Here is a 17735-nt window from a genome sequence, read left to right as displayed (position 1 = left end):
GCCTCCCTGTCTATGTTCAAGTTACTATTCCATATTCAACTCTGAATATCCTTTATTATCTGAAATGTTTTTCGAAAAATTTCATCACTTGATTGATTGGCATTTACCCATTGGACGGGTAATTTATTGCGGAAGTAAGTCAATTGTCTTTTAGCATAGTTTCGCGTATTTTTTTTGACCGCTTCTATTGCCTTCTCTTTTGTCAGTTGTCCGTTAAAATAAGAGATCAATTCCTTATAACCAATTGCCTGTACAGCTTGCGAATCTCTTATACCTTTGTTCCATAATGATTGTACTTCAGTAAACAAACCAGCCTCAACCATCATATCAACTCGCTGATCAATACGCTCATACAGTATTTCTCTTGGTAGGTCTAACCCTACTAAAAGATAATGGTACATCGGCTCGTTTCCCTGTTGTTGCTCATGCTGTTGCTTCGTCTTACCTGTAACCTCTACGATTTCCAATGCACGAATTACACGTCGGTGATTATTAGGATGAATGCTTTCTGCACTCTTAGGATCCAGCCGTAGCAGTCTTGCATACAACTCATCCGATCCTACCGTTTCCAATTCGGCTTCCAACCTCATACGCACGGCGGGATCAGCTGCTTGCTCCGTGAAACGATAATCATTTAACACCGCTTGGATATACATCCCACTTCCACCAACGATAATCGGCAGTTTCCCACGTGATTGGATCTCTCCAATCCATCCCCTTACTGCTTCTTGATATTCCGCCACTGAAAAACTCTCTGTCGGTTCTTTCACATCAAAGAAATGATGGGGAACCCCCTGCATTTCGGTAGGATGAATTTTTGCAGTACCGATATTCAAGTCTTTATATACTTGCATAGCATCGCCATTGATAATTTCTCCATCAAGTGCAGTAGCAAGCGCAATACTTAACGCTGTTTTCCCTGATGCAGTCGGACCTACTACTGCAATTACTTCTATTGATTTATTCATGTTGATTCATCCACCCGACTATATTGTTGAATACTTCGAAACGATTAATTTCTTGCAACATTTCATGGCGGCCTTCTTCATATAGTTGAACCGTGACATGCTGTTGCTCCGCCTTGACTAGTTGCTTCGCTACTTTCCATACGCCTTTTGCTCTTCCTCCAACGGGATCATCGGTACCTGACAGTAAAAGTATTGGTAATTCATTGGGTATGTTCCGTAACCATTCTGGTGTTTCTATTTTATCCATACCTTCTAATAAAACACGAAACATCTGAGCGGTCGGTACAAATCCACAAGCTTCATCTTCTACATATGCTTTTACACTTTCCTGCTCTCTTGATAGCCAGGCGAACGATGAGTTATCATCGGAGAATTGCTTGGAGAATTTACCGAATACCATTTGATTCAGCAGTTCATCAGGTTGTTGTGCAGGTAATCGCTTTTCTCTAAACTGTGCAAGCACTCCCCCTATATAACCCATTAATTTAGGGTTGCTTCCTGTTCCCGATAAAACGACTTGATTCACTGAATTTCCATACAACTGAATAAAACGTCTGCCAACAAAAGAACCCATACTATGCCCAATAAGCGTTGTGGAAAGTTCAGGGTGTGCATGTTGATAAAATTGAATCACTTCGAATACATCGTCCACTAAATGATCAAAGGACACATGATCTCCTAAATAACCATATCTTTGTTTATTTTCTATAGCCGTTCTCCCGTGACCTCTTTGATCATGTACTGTTATGAGATAGCCGTAAGCTTGTAAATAGTCAATGAATTGCGAATAGCGTCCACTATGCTCTGCCAATCCGTGTATTAGATGTACATGCGCTTTTGGGGTATCTGCAGGTTCATGAATTGTACTGTACAACAATGTCCCGTCTCTCATTTCAATCCAATTTACCTTCAATTGACGGCACTTCCTTTCGCCTCTGCAATCGCATTTTTCAACTCATTTGCATGTACGGATTTCTCACTTTCTGTATATTGCAATAGTTTCGCCATATAATCGGTAACTGGTGTAGCAAATGATTCCACAACATGAAGTTGAAAATACAAATCTCCTTTTCGCCGGATAAAGAAATCACTAGGTGATGTGACCATTTCATAATGGATGCCGTACAAGATCTCCGCTCGCAGACTAATCGGCAAGCTATTCTGTTCTGCTGAAATACCGAGTGCAAACTGAAATACTTTGTCGCTATTTCTACCATACAAAGAAGCAATACGAGCTCCTTGCTGTGCGGTCAATCCGTATTGCGGCGCCTTGGCCGCTTGTTCACCGATAAATTGTTGCAATGCAAGATCATCTAAAAAATCACTCCCTGAAACAGGAATATCTTTCGTTTGACACGATGTAACGTGTGCCAACTGCAATTTTTTAGATATCCTATCGACAACAACTTCGCCCATTTGTCGGTATCCTGTCAATTTCCCGCCAGCTATCGTTAGTAGTCCCGGCACAGTTTCCCACACTTCATCTCGTCTAGATATCTCAGAAGGATCCTTGCCTTCTTGCGCTATCAAAGGACGAATCCCAGCCCATGTCGATTCGACAGCACGTCGGTTCAAACGAACATCTGGAAACACTTCATTGACTGCTTCCACGATATAGCTAATGTCTTCTTCCGTCGCGATAGGGTGCTGTTTATCTTTCGAATAAAACGTGTCTGTTGTACCTATATAGGTTTTGCTATCTCTCGGAATAGCGAAAAGCATGCGTCCATCTGCATTATCAAAATAGATCGCTTGCTGCAACGGAAATATCGACTGATCCACCACGATATGAACACCTTTAGAAATATGGAGCTGTTTTTTCTGCTTGCTGTTAACCTTTTGCTGCAGTTCATCCACCCATGGGCCAGACGCGTTGATGACTAAAGATGCTGCTATGGAAAAGTTTTCACCTGTTAATTGATCTCTCACCACAGCGCCAACTACTTGATTTTTTTCAAAATTAAATTGTTCACACTTTACATAGTTAACACAAAGCGCTCCTAATTCAGCCGCTTTCTTCAGCACTTCAATTGTCAAACGCGCATCATCGGTTTGGTATTCCACATAACGTCCGCCACCTAGCAAACGGTCCCGCTTCAACAGCGGTTCCAACGAAAGTGTCTCTTCTTTCGTCAACATTTCACGACGTTCTCCCTGCTTCACGCCTGCCAATAAATCATACGCTAACAGTCCTGCTGAAGTAGAGTATTTACCATAAGTTCCGTCCTTATAGATCGGCAGTAACATGGGCCTTGGCTTCGTAATATTACGTGAATTCCGATAGACAATTTCTCTTTCTCTCCCCGTTTCCGCTACTATTTTGACATCTAATTGTTTCAGATAACGTAATCCGCCATGAATTAATTTTGTAGAACGGCTAGAAGTACCGGCCGCAAAATCTTGCATGTCTACAAGCGCAACAGAAAACCCTCTCGCTGCTGCATCCAATGCGATTCCAGCACCTGTAATTCCTCCTCCTACTACTAACACGTCGAATGAATAGTTCTTCAAAGAATGAATACTGCTTGGTCTTTCAACAGTTGAGAACATCAGATCACTCCTCTCTTCTACACTACATTACCCGTTTAAACATCTTTTCCAATTCATACGTAGTAAAATGAATGAGTACCGGCCGACCATGCGGACATGTATATGGATTTTGACATTTGCCAAGGTCCTCTAACAATCGCTCCATATCCGATTGTGTTAGATAATGATTAGCTTTAATGGAACGTTTACAACTCATGAGAATGGCACTCTCTTCTCTAAGTTTTTCTACGTCCACTTTACGGCTATGCAATACTTGCTCAATCATCTCTTCAATAATTGTACTTGCTTGTCCTTGAGGGAACCATGCAGGATATTCTTTGACCGTATAGGTGGCAGGTCCAAATGCTTCTAAGAAAACACCTACACGTTCTAGCGCTTCTTTGCATTCCTCTATTTTCAATTGCTCATCAGCAGAATAATGAAACACAAGCGGTAATAATAACTGCTGTCGTTCTTCTGCGTTCGCTTGACCTAACTTTTTCGTGAAATACTCATATTTGATACGCTCTTGTGCTGCATGCTGATCAATCAAATAAAAGCCATCTTCATTTTGAGCGACAATATAGGTACCATGCACTTGTCCAACAGGAACGATGTCAGGAAACGTACTAGCATTCTCAATAACTTCAGCGTTAGAAGGCAATTCTATTGGCAACTCTTCCACTTGTTCAAATACAGTGTCAGGAAGTACGCTGTCATTTGTCTTCGGAATATGTTCGTGTCTAGTAAAGTCATGTTCTTGAGACTTGTGAAGTTCTTGCTGAACAGGTTGAACCACCACTTCTTGGCGTCGGATAGATGGGGTCCAAATCGTTTGTTGTTCAGATTCCGTTTTCACTGGTTTCTCTTTTTTCACCGCGTCCGGAATGATAGAAGTTTGTTGTATAGCTTCTCGTATGGCTTCTTTTATTAGCGTTACTAATTCGCCTTCTTTGCTAATCCGAATATGACGCTTTGCGGGATGGACGTTTACATCTGTTAATATTGGATCTGCTGTTATATTGATGACCGCTATTGGAAAACGCCCAATCGGCAAATACGTATGCATTCCATCAAGAGCCGCCTGTGTGCCGGGATAACTTTTAATCCATCTACCATTCACTAGGAGGGAAATATAATTCTTTGATGCTCTAGTCATTTCAGGTAGCGTAATAAATCCATTGACACGAAAATCAGCATCTTCTTTTTGAAATGGAATCATCTTACGAGCTACCGATATCCCATAAATATCTGACAATACTCTAAGTAAATCTCCTGACCCAGTCGTTTTAAGAATTTGATGTTGATCATGAGTTAACGTGAATGCGATATCGGGATGGCTTAAGGCAAGCCGATTTAGCAAATCAATCGTATGTCCTAGTTCAGTCTGAATCGTCTTCATATATTTCAAACGTGCTGGTGTATTGAAAAACAGTTGCTGGACCAAGAAATCTGTTCCTTTTCGCAATGCTCCCGCCTCGTGTTTTTGCAATTTACCGCCTTCTATTTCAACCACTGTACCTTGTTCTTCACCATCAGAGGTCCATAAAGTGACTTTTGACACTGCCGCGATACTGGCCAGTGCCTCGCCACGGAACCCTAACGTGCGAATGCGAAATAAATCATGTTCATTGGAAATCTTACTCGTCGCGTGACGTTCAAAACATCGAATCGCGTCTGTATCAGACATCCCATTGCCATTATCTGTTACACGAATAGAAGTTAGACCTGCCTCTTCCAGAGACACTTCAATCCGGGTACTTTGTGCATCTATCGAATTTTCCACTAATTCCTTGACGATGGAAGCTGGACGTTCTACTACTTCTCCCGCAGCAATTTTATTGGCTAACGTATCTTCCATGATTTGAATATGATTCATTCGATTCAACCTTTCATTTGAGTAGCTACTCGCTCTTTCCAATCAACGAGTTTTTGCATCGCTTGCATCGGTGTCATGTTCAACACGTCTGTAGCTTGGATTTCATCTAGAAGTTTCTGCTGTTCCGTTGAAATCTTTGGCTCGTTGAAAGTATCAAATAATGCTAGTTGCTCCGACACATGTGTGGATTCACTAGCTACACTATCTTGTTCAAATCGATGCAACAACTTCTTAGCTCGCTCAACCAATCCCGATGGAAGACCCGCGAGTTCCGCTACGTGGATTCCATAACTTCGATCGGCAGCCCCAGGCAGTACTTTGTGTAAGAACACCACTTTTCCATGTTGTTCTTTTGCTGCTACATGAACATTTACTAAACGAGCGAGAACATCTTCTAACTTCGTTAATTCATGATAATGAGTAGAAAATAGAGTATTCGCTTCAATCTGATCATGAATATGCTCCATCATCGCTTGCGCTAGCGCCATTCCATCATAGGTAGATGTCCCTCTTCCAATTTCATCAAACAATAATAGACTACGTGAAGTTGCATGCATAAGCGCATACTGTGATTCCATCATTTCCATCATAAACGTACTTTGACCTGACGCGACATCATCAGCTGCCCCAATTCGGGTAAATATTTGATCCGTAATAGGTAAGACAGCTTTTTCACAAGGAACAAAACAACCAATTTGTGCCATCACTACGGTTAACGCAACCTGTCTCATATAGGTACTTTTTCCCGACATATTCGGACCGGTGATCAGCAGCATATTACTATCGGCAGCAAGTGTACAAGAATTTGGGATATAAAGAGAATGATTCATCATTTTTTCTACGACGGGATGTCGACCATTTTTTATATCCAACGCACGACCATCATGAAACTCAGGTCTAACATAATGATTTTTTTCAGATACTTCCGCAAATGCGCGTAACACATCCAACTCACTAATAACCGAAGCCAGCTGCTGTATTCGCTGTACATCCTTTTTCACTTGTTCCCGAATTTCCAAGAATAATTCCGACTCTAATGATTGGCCATCTGCTTCCGCATTCAAGATTAATTCTTCTTTCTCTTTCAACTCTGTCGTTATGTATCGCTCTGCATTTGCAAGAGTCTGTTTTCGCTCGTATCGTGTCAAATCCGCCAAATGAATATTAGATTTCGTAATCTCGATGAAATATCCGAATATTCGGTTATACCCGATTTTCAGCGTTTTAATCCCTGTCGCTTGCCGTTCTTTTTGTTCGAGTTGAGCTAACCAGTTCTTTCCATTCCGTGAAGCATCACGCAATTGATCGAGCTTTTCATTGTACCCATCTTTAATGAGGCCACCTTCTTTACTGGATAAAGGAGGATTTTCCGCAATAGCTTCAGTCAGTAAACGATACGTCTCTTCACATGGATCCATCTGATCGGCAAACCGTTGAAGCATGGGTCGTTTGGATTCATTCAATACTTTTTTCAATTTAGGAATATGGGTCAATGAGTTCCGGAGCTGTGCTAAATCACGTGCACTTGCACTGCCCATTGAAATTCTTCCGGCAAGACGTTCCAAATCATATACATCGTTCAATTCTTCTGCCAGTTCTTCACGTAAGAAAAACTCATCCACTAAATTGCTCACTGTTTCCAATCTATCTTCAATCGCCTGACGTTGTGCTAACGGCTGATGTATCCACATTTTAAGTTTTCTCGCACCCATCGCAGTGATCGTTTCATCTAACACCCAAAATAACGTACCCTCTTTCTTGCCTGATCGGATCGTCTGCACGAGTTCTAAATTTCGCATTGAGTTGGCATCAATAGATAATTTGGCACCTTTTTCAATATAAACGAACGGACGTATATGACCGAACACCATTTTTTGCATACGCATTAAATAGGAATGGAGTTTGCGGCAAGCTTCTTGTAATTCATTTGGAAGATGTTCGTATGTTTCTCGGCCAATGGTCTCCGGACAGTCCGTATCTTCAATAGAAAGCATAATAGATCGGCTTTCGAACATCTCATGCAATGCTACATGCATTTGATGATCCACAACTATTTCTTTCATACGTAGAGATTCGATTTCTGCCAGTACTGAACGTTCGGTTCCTTCGATCAATTCCACTTTGCCTTCCCCTGTACCTACGTCCAGATAAGCCAAAGCAAAACGATGATTTCCTAAGCTATCAATCGCTCCAATGAAGTGATTTGCTTCGACATCTATTGTTTTCCCTTCCGTCAACGTACCTGGTGTAATTACCTTCACTACTTCACGTTTCACAATACCTTTGACGGATTTAGGGTCTTCCATTTGTTCGCAAATTGCCACTTTATGGCCTTTTTGAATCAGCGTTTCAATATAACCTGTAGCAGAATGATAAGGAATTCCGCACATTGGAATTCGGTCTTTTGATCCGGCGTCTCTACTAGTTAATGTGATCTCTAAAATGGAAGAAGCATTCAATGCATCTTCGAAAAACATTTCATAAAAATCGCCTAGTCGAAAAAACAAAAAAGCATCTGTGTATTGTTCTTTAATTTGTAAATATTGTTTCATCATCGGTGTATGTTTAGACATGTAGAACCCTCTTTTATTCAATCATTTTCTTTTCATTATATCAAACCTCCCACAAGTTAACGAATCAAAAGGGACCCCCTCCCTGAAGAATCCCCTACTTTCCCGATCAAAGGCAAAATTAAAAAGCCGGTAAAAATACCGGCTTCAGTTTGTAGACAAACTAATCCTATTTAAAAATGTAGGCTTTCTGTTTTTTTCAGATAGATAAGCTACTTACTAGAATCAATGAAATACGCTAGTTGATCGTAGTGGAAGGCGGCGACTCCTGCGGGAATAGCATGAGCTGAAGACCCCGCAGGAGCGTAGCGACGAGGTGGCTGAAGCCATGCCCGCGGAACGCGTCCGCCTGGAATGTAGATCAACGGTCTTCTTCCCACTTACTTTTCTTTTGTCTACAGTCTGAAGCCGGTAAAAATACCGGCTTTTAAAATGGTGAATCTCTTCGTTGCGATGGATGAGGAGAGTGCTCGTTCTTATGTGGCTCTTTTGCTTTTTTCTCTTCCATCACAATCGAGGAAGATTCCACTGCAGACATTGGCCATTCTTCATCATATGGATGTGGATGGATCGTGACAGATACTTTTGTCTCTCCTACCATTTCTACTAATAATTCTCTTTCAATCGAGATACTGAAATGCTGACCACATTCCGAAATGCTCGCTTCTGTACAATTTGGGTGTTGCAATACTGTAACAATAGTCTCTTCTTGTTTGGATGTTGGCTCATCACGGTAATGAAGAGCGATCTTATCTTTGTATGGAACAGACTCAGTAAAGACAGATGTTTTAGAATGATCATGATGGGAGTACCAAACATTCACATCAAAACTCCCTGTCACTTCCACATAGGCTCCCACTTTCTTCGCTTGGTGCGTGTGGTTAATCACCCAGCAACCCAAAATGCTGGAAGGGCGGTTTGGCGGCTTTAACGTTACAGTGGAATCTGATCGGTGCTTCCCTTTGGCAATAACAGCTTTCGTCACAATTTGTCGTAGATTTTTCAGTTTTCTTCCTCCTTCTTAGGCTTCTATCCATCCTATGCAACAGCAGCCCAGAAAGTGAAAAAAATCGGCAAGGAATTTTTCCTTTGCCGATTATTTTTTATGAAAGAGACTTACGTGCAGTGTTTTCAACGTACGATCCTGTTTCACCACGAAGAACATCGCCGCCAGTTGATTCGATGATTTCGTCCGTTACACTGTTCGCAATGGTATTAGAAACGAGTTGAAGTAAATTATTTACTTCATCTTGAGACTGTTTAAATTCTTGTACCAAAGGAATTTCATCAATCTCTCCTTGCACTTGTTCGATTTTCTTCTCGATTGCTTTTAGCGCTCGCTCTTTTTCATAGTGTTGAAAATTCACTGCTTGTGTTTGAAGGGATTTCAAACTTGCAATTTTCTCACGTACTTTTTGATTTTCGTTAATTTGTGCTTCCGCGCGCTTATAAAATTCTACTTCTTCCGTGTTAGCCAGCATATGTGCTAAATCACGAGCTTTTGCTATGATCTCATCTTTTGTGTATAATTTCTCCATTATGCCATCACCTTTTCCTCTTTAACTACTCCAATGAATTCTCCATCGAGTGACCAAGTTTTCGCTTCTTTGATCCGAACTTCCACAATTTCACCGATCACTGATTTTGGCGCTCTGAAATTCACTAGTTTACTTTTTTCTGTGTAGCCAGAAAGAACTTCTGGGTTCTTTTTACTTTCTCCTTCGACCAGTACTTTCACAACTTTCCCTTTGTAAGGTTTCATTGCTTCAGCAGACATATCATTCACTAGTTTATTTAACCGCTGCAATCTTTCTTTCTTCACTTCCATCGGTACATTATCGCTCATTTTCGCAGCCGGGGTTCCTTCACGTGGCGAATAAATATATGTGAACGCAAGCTCAAAACCTACTTCACGGTAAAGGGACATCGTTTCCTCAAATTGTTCATCTGTTTCATTCGGAAAACCTACGATGATGTCCGTTGTGAGCGAGACATTTGGAATGGCTTTTCTAATTTTATCTACTAGCTCCAAATAACTTTCGCGTGTATATTTTCTAGCCATGATCTTCAGCATGTCACTAGAACCCGATTGAACAGGTAAATGAATGTGATCGACCAAATTCCCACCTTTTGCAAGAACTTCAATTAAGTGATCATCGAAATCACGCGGATGGCTCGTCGTAAATCGAATTCTTGGAATATCGATCATACGAAGATCATCCATCAAATCGCCCAAACGATACGTGATGTCCTCGAAGTCTTTTCCGTACGCATTGACATTTTGACCAAGCAACGTGATCTCTTTATATCCTTCTGCTGCCAGCTGTCGGACTTCTTGAATAATGTCCTCCGGTCTACGGCTACGTTCTTTACCACGTGTATAAGGCACAATGCAGTACGTACAAAACTTATCACAGCCATACATGATGTTAACCCATGCCTTGATTTTGCCATGACGGACTTTCGGTAAGTTCTCAATTACATCGCCTTCTTTTGACCACACTTCAATAACCATCTCTTTTGACATATAGGCTTCCTGCAAAATATGTGGTAAGCGATGGATGTTGTGGGTACCAAAGATCATGTCTACTTGATCATAGGTTTGTAAAATCTTATTGACAACCGACTCTTCTTGAGACATACAGCCGCAAACACCAATCAATAAATCGGGACGTTCTAGTTTTAGCGGCTTCAAATGGCCAAGTTCTCCGAATACCTTGTTTTCGGCGTTTTCACGGATTGCACAGGTGTTGAGTAAAATCACGTCTGCATCTTTTACGGTATCCGTTGGTTCATATCCTAGCGCCATGAAAATACCTGCCATGACTTCTGTATCGTGTTCATTCATTTGACAGCCATACGTGCGAATATAAAATTTCCTACCTTGTCCCATACCTTGAAAACGTTGCTCTATCTGAAAATTATCATGATATTCGACTTCTTCTTTCCCGCGTTTTTTTGCGTCTTTCAGTGAAGGTGCACTATAGACAGACTCAAAATATTTACTATAATCTTTTTCAGTTGTATTGGCTGATGGTGCATTTTCTGTTACGAGTCCAGCTTGCAAGCGCTGTTCTTCATTCATTGCAGTAGCCCCTTTCTATTACTTATCGGGAAATAAGCATACATGATGTTATTATACTGAACTTTTGTTAGATATGACAGCAAAGGGCAAAATTGTTGCTTGTTTGTCATGAAAAAAAGACCACGGCATGTAGCTCCGTGATCTTTCAATGCTTGCTTCATGTACTAGGATTTACGCTCCAGGCAGATACTTTACACGAAAGTCTACCACCCGTTCAATCCCTAGAACAAAACTGATCTAATTTTTAGATGTAAAAGCTATCTTTCACACAAAATCACTGTTAACGACTCTTTTTTTCAACGAGGAGCTTGAGAGCAGTCCGCCCTTCCCCATTAATTTCAATATCAGTAAAAGCTGGAGCACAAACTAGATCCCCGCCACTTGGTGCTACAAATCCTCTAGCAATTGCAACTGCTTTGACTGCTTGATTTAATGCGCCTGCTCCGACTGCCTGGATTTCTGCATAACCCTGTTCACGAATCACCGCAACTAATGCACCTGCTACGGAGTTTGGATTCGATCTGGAAGATACTTTCAAGGGACTCACGATATTTCCTCCTTATTTTGCAATGTCTATGGAAAGAGTGTATTCCATAAGTCATCCTATGATAGGTAAAGAGGTTTTAGACACTATTCAGATCAGTTTGTAAAAGGATGATCTTCGTTAATTCTAATCCGTTCAATTGATAAGGCTTTTCCCGTCGTATCATCCAGTTCTACGAACATACCATTGAGCTGAGATCTTCCTTTTTTCGGCACTTCAAACCGAGTAGGTAGATTTGTGTAGAATCGATAAAGCACATCTTCTTTTTTCATTCCGAGTATTTCATCGTATGGCCCCGTCATCCCGGCATCTGTCAAATAAGCCGTACCACCTGGAAGGATTCGATCATCTGCTGTTTGCACATGCGTATGTGTGCCAACTACTACTGATGCTCTGCCATCGAAATGCCAACCCATAGCGATTTTCTCACTAGTAGCTTCCGCATGAAAGTCAACAAAAACAAGAGGTGAAATATTTTTAGCTTCTTCTATCAACTCATCCCCTTTTGCAAATGGATCATCATGTGGAGGTAAGAATGTCCGGCCGTGCAGATTAATAACCGAGAGAGTTACACCATTTTTAGTAATCGTTGTCATGCCTTTTCCAGGCGCTTGATCGGAGAAGTTAGCAGGGCGTATTAAATAATCAACGTCATCAATAAAGTCAAAAATTTCTTTTTGATCCCATGTGTGATTACCCATGGTAATGACATCCACACCTGCGTGTAATAAATCCTGATAAATCGCTTTTGTAATTCCTCTCCCCGAAGCAGCATTTTCCCCATTCGCAATAATTACGTCAGCTTGGTATTTCCTTTTCAGACGCGGTAAATAATCTATCACCATTTCTCGCCCCATCGACCCTACGATATCTCCAATAAATAGTACTCTCATCAAAAAACTCCTTTTCTTAAATCAATTACGTTCAGACCTCCAAGCAAACCGGAAGATTTCCTTTGAAAACCTTTGGCATCCACAGGAGACTTTGTCTGGATTCATTAGGCACCCGAGCTCCAACTGAACCCAGATAAAAACAGCTTCCAAAACGAACCGGAAGCTGTTTTATTACTTGTCTTTATTTAGCATACTCCACTGCACGGGTCTCCCGAATGACCGTCACTTTAATATGCCCTGGATAGTTCAATTCTTCTTCTATCTGTTTTCGAATATCTCGTGCTAAACGATGTGCCGTAATATCATCAATCTGCTCCGGTCGTACTATAATTCGTACTTCGCGTCCCGCTTGGATAGCAAATGACTTTTCAACGCCTTCGTATGATTCAGAGATTTCCTCAAGTTTTTGCAAACGTTTAATATAATTCTCCAATGTCTCACTTCGCGCACCTGGTCTTGCAGCGGAAAGTGCATCTGCTGCTGCGACTAGTACTGCAATGACAGACGTCGCTTCTTCGTCACCATGGTGAGAAGCAATACTGTTGATGACCACCGGATGTTCTTTATATTTCGTTGCCAATTCAACACCAATCTGAACATGACTTCCTTCTACTTCATGATCGATTGCTTTACCGATATCATGCAGCAAGCCTGCTCGTCTAGCTAGTGTCACGTCTTCACCCAACTCCGCTGCCAGTAAGCCTGATAAATAAGCCACTTCGATAGAGTGTTTCAACACGTTTTGTCCATAACTTGTACGGAAATGCAAACGACCTAGAATTTTGATCAGATCCGGATGTAAATTGTGAACACCTACATCAAAAGTAGTTTGTTCACCTTTTTCTCGGATCAGCTCGTCCACTTCTCTTCTAGACTTGTCCACCATTTCTTCAATACGTGCAGGATGTATTCTTCCATCCTGTACAAGTTTCTCAAGCGCTAATCTAGCAGTTTCTCTTCGTATTGGATCAAAACCTGATAAGATAACCGCTTCCGGTGTGTCATCAATGATTAAATCGATACCCGTCAACGTCTCAAGTGTACGAATATTACGCCCTTCTCGACCAATAATACGACCTTTCATTTCGTCATTTGGTAAATTGACGACAGAAACTGTAGTTTCTGCAACATGATCAGCTGCAAACCGTTGTAATGCAAGTGACAAAATCTCGCGTGCTTTCCGCTCAGACTCTTCTTTTGCACGTTGTTCCGATTCTTTGGTCATGACCGCAATATCAGTGGATAGCTCGTCTTCTACGTCTTCCAATATGATGCGTTTCGCTTCATCTCTTGTCAGAGAAGAAATTCTTTCTAGCTCTGTCTTCTGAGCGGTAACGAGTTCTTCCGCTTTGCGTTCCATCCGTTCAATATGCTGTTGTCTTTCTAAAAGCGCATCTTCTTTGCGCTCTAGACTTGCTTCTCTTTTATTGAGCGCATCGTCCTTGCGATCAAGATTTTCTTCCCGTTGCAAAAGACGGTTTTCTTGTTTCTGCAATTCCGTCCTTCTCTCACGGACTTCTGTCTCCGCTTCAATTCGTAGTTCGTGAGTTTCATCTTTCGCTTCTAATAGTGCCTCTTTCTTTACTGACTCCGCTTCACGCTTCGCCTCTTCGACGATTTGATTCGCCGTTTGCTTGGCACCAGTCACTTTTGAATCATTCACATTTTTCAATATAAAAAAGCTAACAACTGCACCGACGATGAGACTTAGCAAAACGGAGATGAGTATTTCAACACCCATTGAGGTCACCTCCTCCTGCTTATTCTTTTCTTTTCAGTCGGCTCGTATAATTAATTTTGCCAAGGCGGATGTACTCCACATTTTCATTTTTAACGGGCAAGCCCGGTAATGTCCCTAGTATTTGTGAATACGCCTGAGGCTCTAACTTAATCCAACGGAAGGGCATGTAGATCCTCCCTGCTGTTTCGGGACTGTTTGGCATTCATTTTTCTACTTAAAAGATGAGTAAAGTGTTTGCTGAATTAAGTTAAAATCAACATACTGCCAAAAAAACAATTCATTGGTTTGATCAATGTAAGGCATATATAGTACGCCACTTTAATTGTATAGTTGTATTTTTATTGTGTCAAGGAATGACGAATGAAAATCGCATATAAAAAGTCCGCCAGAAAAGATGGCGGACTGAGCTTACGAATTTATTTTTCATCAGGAATTAATAGCAATTCTTCTAGCTCGTCTTCTTCCTCATGAGCTGCAATTACATAATTGGTATTATCCAAGCCGTATGTTTCACGGATTTTACCAGCTATTTCTGAACGCATTTCTTTATTTTCCTTTAAGAATTGTTTCGCGTTTTCTCGCCCTTGTCCTAAACGCTCTCCTTCATAAGAGTACCATGCACCGCTTTTTTGGACTACTTCCAATTCTGCACCCAGGTCAAGAATTTCTCCTTCTTTCGAAATTCCTTCTCCATACATAATATCTACTTCTGCTGTCCGGAAAGGAGGAGCGACTTTATTTTTTACTACACGGATTCTTGTCTTATTCCCCATAATATCGTTTCCTTGCTTAATCGCTTCTCCTCTACGAACTTCAAGTCGTACAGAAGAATAGAATTTAAGCGCTCTACCACCAGGTGTAACTTCGGGATTACCGAACATGACACCCACTTTTTCACGAATTTGGTTGATGAATACTGCGATCGTGTTGGACTTATTGATCGCACCAGAAAGTTTACGTAAAGCTTGGGACATCAAACGAGCCTGCAATCCGACATGCGCGTCTCCCATTTCTCCTTCAATTTCAGCTTTTGGTACTAATGCAGCTACAGAGTCTACTACGATAATATCAACTGCGCCGCTACGCACTAGTGCTTCCGCTATTTCCAATGCCTGCTCTCCTGTGTCAGGTTGAGACAAAAGCAATTCATCAATGTTGACACCAAGCTTTTGGGCGTACACAGGATCTAATGCATGCTCCGCGTCAATAAAGGCTGCTTGCCCTCCGTTTGCTTGAACTTCCGCGATAGCGTGCAGCGCTACTGTCGTTTTACCCGAACTTTCTGGTCCATATACTTCAATTACTCGACCACGCGGATATCCGCCAATCCCGAGGGCTGCATCCAATGCTAACGAACCTGAAGAAGATGTAGCAATTTGAAGATCTGTTTTTTCTCCAAGTTTCATTACAGAACCTTTACCAAATTGCTTTTCTATTTGTTTTAATGCCATATCTAAAGCCGCTTTACGATCGCTCAATTAAAATTCCTCCTCAACTCTTTTTCTATTTCTATTATACCTTTTCCCATTGAATTACACAACAAATAAACGAACGGGTATTCGATAATTTAAACGTTAAAAATGAAAATTAGTCGGTTAATAAGGAGTAAAATTAATTTATACTATCGAAATCAGCATCAAAAATCAATATTTCAATTCTTTTTTCTCTTTCATTTTCCGAATTAAATAATGCAATGCAAACTGCACCGAGCGTTTGCGATTTGAATTGCGTGTACCTGATAATTGCAACTTATAAGAAGCAGTCTTCATGCCTTCTGCTGCTATACCAATCCATACGGTACCAGGCGGCTCACCATCGTGTGACTCAGGACCAGCTGCACCTGTTAACCCAACACCAAATGTAGTAGCAAAACGTTCCTTAACACTTTCCGCTAGAGCTTCTGCACATTCCGCACTCACGATTCCATGATACTCTAATAAAGATGGTAAAATTCCAAGCTGTTCTATTTTCATTTCTTTATTATAAACAACGACTCCACCCTTTAGTGCATTACCAATTCCAGGCTCTGACCCAAGCTCTGCCATGAACATCCCTGAAGTTAAGCTTTCTGCAGCGGAAATAGACCAATCATTTTGCAGTAGCAGTTCAGTAGTTTTTGAAGCCAATGTATCATTATCGACTCCATAAATATACTCACCCACAACGGAACGAATCTCTTGTTCAACAGGCAGTATTAACTGTTGCGCTTCTTCTTCGGACTTAGCTTTTGCGGTCATACGCAATATTACTGCACCTGGAGAAGCTAACGGAGCAATTGTAGGGTTTGTTTGTTTTTCAAGTATGGTTTGGATTCGATATTCTAGTTCCGATTCACCTATACCCTGAAATTTTAAAACTTTAGATGAGATAATGTCTTGCTTACCAAACACACCCAATAAATAAGGAATAGCTTCATTTTCAAACATTGGCTCCAGTTCATGAGGTGGCCCTGGCAATAGAAGGTATTGCACACCATCTTTTTCAATTGCCATCCCCGGCGCCATCCCATGCCGATTCGGCAATACTTTCGCACCTTCTAAGACGAGAGCTTGCTTTTTATTATTTTCCGTCATGTCTTTTCCGACTCGTATAAAATACTGCTGAATCGTCTCTAAGGCTTCGCTATCTGAAACAAGGCCACAACCTAATTGTCGTGCGATCGTTTCTTTTGTCAAATCATCTTTTGTAGGTCCTAACCCACCACTAAATATTAGAATATCAGCTCTTTGCTGAGCCAATTGAATAGCTTGTGCAAGACGATCTGGATTATCTCCTACCACTGTATGATAATAAACATCGATGCCTGCCTCCGCCAATCTAGCAGAGATAAATTTTGCATTCGTATTGGTGATTTGACCTAATAAAAGCTCCGACCCCACTGCAATGATTTCCGCTTTCATGAATAGATTCCACTCCTCACATTGACTCGACTAAAACTTTCCGATTCTTGATGAAATAGTCTACCCCTGACCAGATAGTAAATAATAGTGCGATATAAAGCATGATCGTGCCGAAAGGAATACCGATCGATTCAAAGAAAATATTGTGTAATAGAAGGAAAGAAATGGCCAACAACTGTGTTACAGTTTTTATTTTACCTAGCTGATTGGCTGCCACCACTTCTCCTCCACCTGCTAAAATCAAGCGGAGACCTGTCACTGCAAATTCACGGCTTATAATAATAATCACGACCCATGCAGGTGCTACCCCCATCTCAACAAGCAAAATAAATGCAGCCGAAACGAGTAATTTATCTGCCAGTGGATCTAAAAATTTCCCCATATTGGTCACTAAATTGTTTTTTCTTGCTAAGTAGCCGTCCAGCCAATCTGTTGTAGATGCCACAATGAAAATTATGGCACCGACAAGATGTTCAATCGGCATTTCAACGCCACCAATTTTAATAATACCCCATCCAAAATCTACTACCATGAACACGATGAAAATCGGAATCATCAATACCCTTGATAATGTGATTTTATTAGGCAAATTCATAATACTTCCACCTTTCTTGCTACCGCTTTAT

15 protein-coding genes are annotated in these 17735 nt (G+C 41.1%); all 15 read right to left on the bottom strand.

What is annotated here, in order from left to right:
* Positions 1 to 35 precede the first annotated feature (35 nt).
* Positions 36 to 968 carry a tRNA (adenosine(37)-N6)-dimethylallyltransferase MiaA gene (gene miaA, locus GD002_RS05585; protein WP_153731358.1) on the bottom strand — a complete coding sequence of 311 codons (933 nt, stop codon included), beginning with the start codon at positions 966 to 968 and terminating at the stop codon, positions 36 to 38.
* Positions 961 to 1881, bottom strand: a complete 921-nt coding sequence (locus GD002_RS05580; protein ID WP_153731357.1) for an alpha/beta fold hydrolase — start codon at positions 1879 to 1881, stop codon at positions 961 to 963. Before GD002_RS05580 ends, miaA begins: the two co-directional genes overlap by 8 nt.
* Positions 1878 to 3518, bottom strand: coding sequence for a glycerol-3-phosphate dehydrogenase/oxidase (locus tag GD002_RS05575; RefSeq protein ID WP_153731356.1), 1641 nt, complete (start codon positions 3516 to 3518; stop codon positions 1878 to 1880). The genes GD002_RS05580 and GD002_RS05575 overlap by 4 nt, the downstream gene beginning before the upstream one ends.
* A gap of 22 nt (positions 3519 to 3540) precedes the next feature.
* A complete protein-coding gene (gene mutL / locus GD002_RS05570; protein WP_153731355.1) occupies positions 3541 to 5376 on the bottom strand; it encodes a DNA mismatch repair endonuclease MutL in 1836 nt (611 codons plus the stop codon).
* A gap of 5 nt (positions 5377 to 5381) precedes the next feature.
* Positions 5382 to 7949, bottom strand: a complete 2568-nt coding sequence (mutS, locus tag GD002_RS05565; RefSeq protein WP_153731354.1) for a DNA mismatch repair protein MutS — start codon at positions 7947 to 7949, stop codon at positions 5382 to 5384.
* Positions 7950 to 8373: 424 nt separating this feature from the next.
* Positions 8374 to 8931, bottom strand: coding sequence for an outer spore coat protein CotE (gene cotE / locus GD002_RS05560; protein ID WP_153731353.1), 558 nt, complete (start codon positions 8929 to 8931; stop codon positions 8374 to 8376).
* Positions 8932 to 9049: 118 nt separating this feature from the next.
* A complete protein-coding gene (locus tag GD002_RS05555; protein ID WP_194841478.1) occupies positions 9050 to 9484 on the bottom strand; it encodes a RicAFT regulatory complex protein RicA family protein in 435 nt (144 codons plus the stop codon).
* Positions 9484 to 11031: a tRNA (N6-isopentenyl adenosine(37)-C2)-methylthiotransferase MiaB gene (miaB, locus tag GD002_RS05550; protein ID WP_153731351.1), complete on the bottom strand. Its 1548-nt coding sequence runs from the start codon at positions 11029 to 11031 to the stop codon at positions 9484 to 9486. The genes GD002_RS05555 and miaB overlap by 1 nt, the downstream gene beginning before the upstream one ends.
* A gap of 280 nt (positions 11032 to 11311) precedes the next feature.
* Positions 11312 to 11578 (bottom strand): stage V sporulation protein S, encoded by a 267-nt coding sequence (locus GD002_RS05545; RefSeq protein WP_153731350.1) that lies wholly within the window; start codon positions 11576 to 11578, stop codon positions 11312 to 11314.
* A gap of 92 nt (positions 11579 to 11670) precedes the next feature.
* A complete protein-coding gene (locus tag GD002_RS05540) occupies positions 11671 to 12468 on the bottom strand; it encodes a TIGR00282 family metallophosphoesterase (RefSeq protein ID WP_153731349.1) in 798 nt (265 codons plus the stop codon).
* Positions 12469 to 12649: 181 nt separating this feature from the next.
* A complete protein-coding gene (gene rny, locus GD002_RS05535; protein ID WP_153731348.1) occupies positions 12650 to 14209 on the bottom strand; it encodes a ribonuclease Y in 1560 nt (519 codons plus the stop codon).
* Positions 14210 to 14228: 19 nt separating this feature from the next.
* Positions 14229 to 14375 (bottom strand): hypothetical protein, encoded by a 147-nt coding sequence (locus GD002_RS05530; RefSeq protein ID WP_153731347.1) that lies wholly within the window; start codon positions 14373 to 14375, stop codon positions 14229 to 14231.
* A 250-nt stretch (positions 14376 to 14625) separates the two neighbouring features.
* Positions 14626 to 15687 carry a recombinase RecA gene (gene recA / locus GD002_RS05525; protein WP_153731346.1) on the bottom strand — a complete coding sequence of 354 codons (1062 nt, stop codon included), beginning with the start codon at positions 15685 to 15687 and terminating at the stop codon, positions 14626 to 14628.
* Between the two features lie 165 nt (positions 15688 to 15852).
* Entirely contained in the window at positions 15853 to 17109 is a 1257-nt protein-coding gene (locus tag GD002_RS05520; RefSeq protein ID WP_153731345.1) for a competence/damage-inducible protein A, read from the bottom strand.
* Between the two features lie 16 nt (positions 17110 to 17125).
* On the bottom strand, positions 17126 to 17704 hold the full coding sequence (pgsA, locus tag GD002_RS05515; protein ID WP_153731344.1) for a CDP-diacylglycerol--glycerol-3-phosphate 3-phosphatidyltransferase: 579 nt from the start codon (positions 17702 to 17704) through the stop codon (positions 17126 to 17128).
* Positions 17705 to 17735: the final 31 nt, after the last annotated feature.

The organism is Sporosarcina obsidiansis (assembly GCF_009651005.1).
Classification (GTDB): domain Bacteria; phylum Bacillota; class Bacilli; order Bacillales_A; family Planococcaceae; genus Sporosarcina; species Sporosarcina obsidiansis.
The sequence above is the reverse complement of the archived record's forward strand: the minus strand, read 5'-3'. Positions and strand labels throughout refer to the sequence as shown.

Bases quoted from the DNA above. Each gene is read 5' to 3' on its own strand.
- mutS (WP_153731354.1), bottom strand. From the start codon at position 7,949: ATGTCTAAACATACACCGATGATGAAACAATATTTACAAATTAAAGAA.
- miaB (WP_153731351.1), bottom strand. From the start codon at position 11,031: ATGAATGAAGAACAGCGCTTGCAAGCTGGACTCGTAACAGAAAATGCA.
- pgsA (WP_153731344.1), bottom strand. From the start codon at position 17,704: ATGAATTTGCCTAATAAAATCACATTATCAAGGGTATTGATGATTCCG.
- rny (WP_153731348.1), bottom strand. From the start codon at position 14,209: ATGGGTGTTGAAATACTCATCTCCGTTTTGCTAAGTCTCATCGTCGGT.
- GD002_RS05520 (WP_153731345.1), bottom strand. From the start codon at position 17,109: ATGAAAGCGGAAATCATTGCAGTGGGGTCGGAGCTTTTATTAGGTCAA.
- GD002_RS05555 (WP_194841478.1), bottom strand. From the start codon at position 9,484: ATGGAGAAATTATACACAAAAGATGAGATCATAGCAAAAGCTCGTGAT.
- GD002_RS05540 (WP_153731349.1), bottom strand. From the start codon at position 12,468: ATGAGAGTACTATTTATTGGAGATATCGTAGGGTCGATGGGGCGAGAA.
- GD002_RS05530 (WP_153731347.1), bottom strand. From the start codon at position 14,375: ATGCCCTTCCGTTGGATTAAGTTAGAGCCTCAGGCGTATTCACAAATA.
- miaA (WP_153731358.1), bottom strand. From the start codon at position 968: ATGAATAAATCAATAGAAGTAATTGCAGTAGTAGGTCCGACTGCATCA.
- GD002_RS05575 (WP_153731356.1), bottom strand. From the start codon at position 3,518: ATGTTCTCAACTGTTGAAAGACCAAGCAGTATTCATTCTTTGAAGAAC.
- mutL (WP_153731355.1), bottom strand. From the start codon at position 5,376: ATGAATCATATTCAAATCATGGAAGATACGTTAGCCAATAAAATTGCT.